Origin of the sequence: Streptococcus mitis, assembly GCF_001579035.1 — a bacterium.
GTDB lineage: Bacteria > Bacillota > Bacilli > Lactobacillales > Streptococcaceae > Streptococcus > Streptococcus mitis_J.
On record NZ_KQ970287.1, the window covers coordinates 198,577 to 203,250 of the forward strand.

The window sequence follows — 4,674 nt, forward strand, 5'->3', positions numbered from 1 at the left end:
CCCTTTTGGATGAGATTGACTCTGGTCTTGATATTGACGCTCTTAAAGTTGTTTCTAAAGGTGTGAATGCCATGCGTGGTGAAGGTTTTGGTGCTATGATCATCACTCACTACCAACGTCTTTTGAACTACATCACACCAGACGTGGTACACGTGATGATGGAAGGTCGTGTTGTCCTTTCTGGTGGTTCAGAATTGGCTGCGCGTTTGGAACGTGAAGGATACGCAAAACTAGCTGAAGAACTTGGCTACGACTATAAGGAAGAATTGTAATTCCCTCGTATCTTTTAGGAGAAGTAAATGACTAAAGAAAATATTAAACTTTTTTCAGAAATGCACGCTGAACCAAGCTGGTTGACTGACCTCCGTCAAAAAGCTTTTGATAAGATTGAGAGCCTAGAATTACCAGTTATTGAGCGTGTCAAATTCCACCGTTGGAATCTGGGTGATGGAACGATTACAGAAAGTGAGCCATCAGCAAATGTTCCAGATTTCACAGCACTAGATAACCACTTGAAGTTGGTGCAAGTAGGAACTCAAACTGTTTTTGAGCAAATTCCAGTTGAGTTGGCTGAACAGGGTGTTGTCTTCACAGATTTCCATTCAGCTTTAGAAGAAATTCCAGAGCTGATCGAAGAATTCTTCATGTCATCTGTTAAGTATGACGATGACAAGTTGGCAGCCTACCATACAGCTTATTTCAATAGTGGTGCTGTTCTCTATATTCCTGATAACGTGGAAATTGCTGAACCAATCGAAGGAATTTTCTATCAAGACAGCGATAGCGATGTGCCGTTTAACAAACATATTATGATTATCGCTGGTAAAAATTCTAAGATTAGTTATCTGGAGCGTTTAGAGTCACGCGGTGAAGGAAGTGCCAAAGCAACTGCTAATATCACAGTAGAAGTAATTGCACGTTCTGGTGCTCAAGTGAAGTTTGCTGCGATTGACCGTCTAGGTGAAAACGTCACTGCCTACATTAGCCGTCGTGGTAAATTAGGAAACGATGCAAGTATTGACTGGGCAATCGGTGTCATGAACGAAGGAAATGTCGTTGCGGACTTTGATAGTGACTTGATCGGTAACGGTAGCCATGCTGATCTTAAAGTGGTAGCTCTTTCAAGTGGCCGTCAAGTGCAAGGAATTGATACTCGAGTGACTAACTATGGTTGCAACTCAATCGGAAATATCCTACAACATGGGGTTATCCTTGAAAAAGCAACTTTGACTTTCAACGGTATTGGCCACATCATCAAGGGTGCTAAGGGAGCAGATGCCCAACAAGAGAGCCGTGTTCTTATGCTTTCAGATCAAGCGCGTTCAGATGCCAATCCAATTCTTTTGATTGATGAAAATGACGTAACTGCAGGACATGCGGCTTCTATCGGTCAGGTAGATCCAGAAGACATGTACTACCTCATGAGCCGTGGTTTAGATAAGGCAACTGCAGAACGTTTGGTTGTTCGTGGTTTCCTTGGCTCCGTTATCGTTGAGATTCCAGTCAAAGAAGTTCGTGATGAAATGATTGCAACTATCGAAGAAAAATTGTCAAAACGCTAAGGGGAAGCCTATGTTAGATGTAGAAGCGATTCGCAAGGATTTTCCAATTTTGGACCAGATTGTCAACGATGAACCATTGGTCTATTTGGACAATGCTGCGACGACACAAAAACCACAAGCAGTTCTGGAAACGATCAATCGCTACTATGAACAGGATAATGCTAATGTTCACCGTGGTGTTCACACCTTGGCAGAACGGGCGACAGCTTCTTATGAGGCGGCTCGTGAAACCATACGTAAGTTTATCAATGCAGGCTCTACAAAGGAAGTTCTCTTTACCAGAGGAACGACAACCAGTCTTAACTGGGTAGCACGGTTTGCTGAGGAAGTCTTGACTGAGGGCGACCAGGTCTTGATTTCTGTCATGGAACACCATTCTAATATCATTCCTTGGCAGGAAGCCTGTCGTAAGACTGGAGCGGAGCTTGTCTATGTCTATCTAAAGGATGGAGCATTGGACATGGATGAATTTCGAGCTAAATTGACTGATAAGGTCAAGTTTGTTTCGCTAGCTCACGCCTCAAATGTTCTGGGTGTGGTAAATCCTATCAAAGAAATTACTCAATTGGCTCACCAAGTTGGAGCCATCATGGTGGTAGATGGTGCTCAATCTACGCCTCATATGAAGATTGATGTACAGGACCTAGATGTGGACTTCTTTGCCTTTTCAGGTCACAAGATGGCTGGTCCAACTGGTATTGGTGTCCTTTACGGTAAAGAAAAGTATCTAGAACAAATGTCACCAGTTGAATTTGGAGGTGAAATGATTGATTTCGTCTATGAGCAGTCTGCTAGTTGGAAGGAATTGCCTTGGAAATTCGAGGCTGGAACTCCTAATATGGCAGGCGCTATCGGGCTTGCTGCTGCAGTGGATTATCTGGAAAAGATTGGTATGGAAGCGATTGAAGCTCACGAACAGGAATTAATCTCATACGTATTTCCCAAGTTGCAGGCAATTGAGGGATTGACTATTTATGGTTCGCAGGACTTAGCTCAACGCTCGGGTGTCATTTCCTTTAACCTAGGCGATCTTCATCCTCACGACCTTGCGACTGCTTTGGATTATGAAGGAGTGGCTGTTCGTGCAGGTCACCACTGTGCCCAACCCTTGCTCCAGTATTTGGATGTACCAGCAACAGCTCGTGCAAGTTTTTATATCTACAATACCAAGGCAGATTGCGACAAGCTAGTCGATGCCTTACAAAAGACAAAGGAGTTTTTCAATGGCACTTTCTAAACTAGATAGCCTTTATATGGCAGTGGTAGCAGACCATTCGAAAAATCCACATCACCAAGGGAAGTTAGAAGACGCTGAGCAAATCAGTCTCAACAATCCGACCTGTGGAGATGTCATCAACCTCTCTGTCAAGTTTGATGTAGATGACCGTTTGGAAGATATCGCTTTTCTAAACTCGGGTTGTACTATCTCAACTGCCTCTGCAAGCATGATGTCAGATGCAGTTTTGGGTAAGACTAAGAAAGAAATCTTAGAACTTGCGACTATTTTTTCTGAAATGGTTCAAGGGCAAAAAGATGAGCGTCAAGACCAACTAGGCGATGCAGCTTTCTTGTCAGGTGTTGCCAAATTCCCGCAACGAATTAAGTGTGCAACCCTAGCTTGGAATGCCCTGAAGAAAACAATTGAAAATCAAGAAAATCAGTAAGACAAGTTTCTTTTGTCTTATGAATCAGTAGAAATGAAGAATGAAAGAAAGGATATTATGGCTGAAGAAAGAGTAGAACCAAAACCAATTGACCTTGGTGAATATAAATTTGGTTTCCATGATGATGTAGAGCCTGTCCTATCGACAGGAAAAGGATTGAATGAAGATGTCATTCGTGAACTATCAGCTGCAAAGGGAGAACCTGAGTGGATGTTAGAATTCCGTTTGAAGTCTTATGAAACCTTCAAAAAAATGCCTATGCAAACTTGGGGAGCAGACTCGTCAGAGATTGATTTTGATGACTTGATCTACTACCAAAAACCATCTGATAAGCCAGCCCGTTCATGGGATGAGGTTCCTGAAAAAATTAAAGAAACCTTTGAACGTATTGGGATTCCGGAAGCTGAGCGTGCTTATTTAGCAGGTGCCTCTGCCCAGTACGAGTCAGAAGTGGTTTACCACAACATGAAGGAAGAGTTCCAGAAATTGGGGATTATCTTTACAGATACGGATTCTGCCCTCAAGGAATACCCAGACTTGTTTAAACAATATTTTGCCAAGTTGGTACCGCCAACAGATAACAAGTTGGCTGCCCTTAACTCAGCAGTATGGTCAGGTGGAACCTTTATCTATGTACCAAAAGGTGTGAAAGTGGATATTCCTCTTCAAACCTACTTCCGAATCAATAACGAAAATACTGGTCAGTTTGAACGTACCTTGATTATCGTTGATGAGGGAGCAAGTGTCCACTATGTAGAAGGGTGTACAGCGCCAACTTATTCAAGCAACAGCTTGCATGCTGCCATTGTAGAAATTTTTGCCTTGGACGGAGCTTATATGCGTTATACAACCATCCAAAACTGGTCTGATAACGTCTATAACTTGGTAACAAAGCGTGCTAAGGCTCAAAAGGATGCCACGGTTGAGTGGATTGATGGAAACTTGGGTGCCAAAACGACTATGAAATACCCATCTGTTTACCTTGATGGAGAAGGTGCGCGTGGAACCATGCTTTCGATCGCCTTTGCCAATGCTGGACAACACCAAGATACGGGTGCTAAGATGATCCACAACGCTCCACATACAAGCTCGTCTATCGTGTCTAAATCCATCGCTAAAGGCGGAGGAAAGGTTGACTACCGTGGACAAGTAACCTTTAACAAGAACTCTAAGAAATCTGTTTCCCACATTGAATGTGATACCATTATCATGGATGACTTATCAGCATCAGATACTATTCCATTTAATGAAATTCACAATTCGCAAGTTGCTTTGGAACACGAAGCTAAGGTATCTAAGATTTCAGAAGAACAACTCTATTACCTCATGAGTCGTGGTTTATCAGAATCAGAAGCAACTGAAATGATTGTTATGGGATTTGTAGAGCCTTTTACAAAAGAACTTCCAATGGAATATGCAGTTGAACTTAACCGTTTGATTAGCTATGA

4 protein-coding genes and 1 pseudogene are annotated in these 4,674 nt (G+C 42.6%); all 5 read left to right on the forward strand.

Annotated features, from left to right (window positions below):
- Positions 1-272, forward strand: a pseudogene (locus SMIDD26_RS05430) (ABC transporter ATP-binding protein); the annotation flags it as partial.
- Positions 273-299: 27 nt separating this feature from the next.
- Complete coding sequence (gene sufD, locus SMIDD26_RS05435; protein WP_061439375.1) at positions 300-1,562, forward strand: Fe-S cluster assembly protein SufD; 1,263 nt, start codon at positions 300-302, stop codon at positions 1,560-1,562.
- Between the two features lie 10 nt (positions 1,563-1,572).
- Positions 1,573-2,799, forward strand: a complete 1,227-nt coding sequence (locus SMIDD26_RS05440) for a cysteine desulfurase (RefSeq protein WP_061439377.1) — start codon at positions 1,573-1,575, stop codon at positions 2,797-2,799.
- Positions 2,786-3,226 (forward strand): Fe-S cluster assembly sulfur transfer protein SufU, encoded by a 441-nt coding sequence (gene sufU / locus SMIDD26_RS05445; RefSeq protein ID WP_061439379.1) that lies wholly within the window; start codon positions 2,786-2,788, stop codon positions 3,224-3,226. The genes SMIDD26_RS05440 and sufU overlap by 14 nt, the downstream gene beginning before the upstream one ends.
- Positions 3,227-3,283: 57 nt before the next feature.
- A partial coding sequence (sufB, locus tag SMIDD26_RS05450) for a Fe-S cluster assembly protein SufB (RefSeq protein ID WP_061439382.1) occupies positions 3,284-4,674 on the forward strand: 1,391 nt, incomplete at its 3' end.

Bases quoted from the DNA above. Each gene is read 5' to 3' on its own strand.
- sufU (WP_061439379.1), top strand. From the start codon at position 2,786: ATGGCACTTTCTAAACTAGATAGCCTTTATATGGCAGTGGTAGCAGAC.
- SMIDD26_RS05440 (WP_061439377.1), top strand. From the start codon at position 1,573: ATGTTAGATGTAGAAGCGATTCGCAAGGATTTTCCAATTTTGGACCAG.
- sufD (WP_061439375.1), top strand. From the start codon at position 300: ATGACTAAAGAAAATATTAAACTTTTTTCAGAAATGCACGCTGAACCA.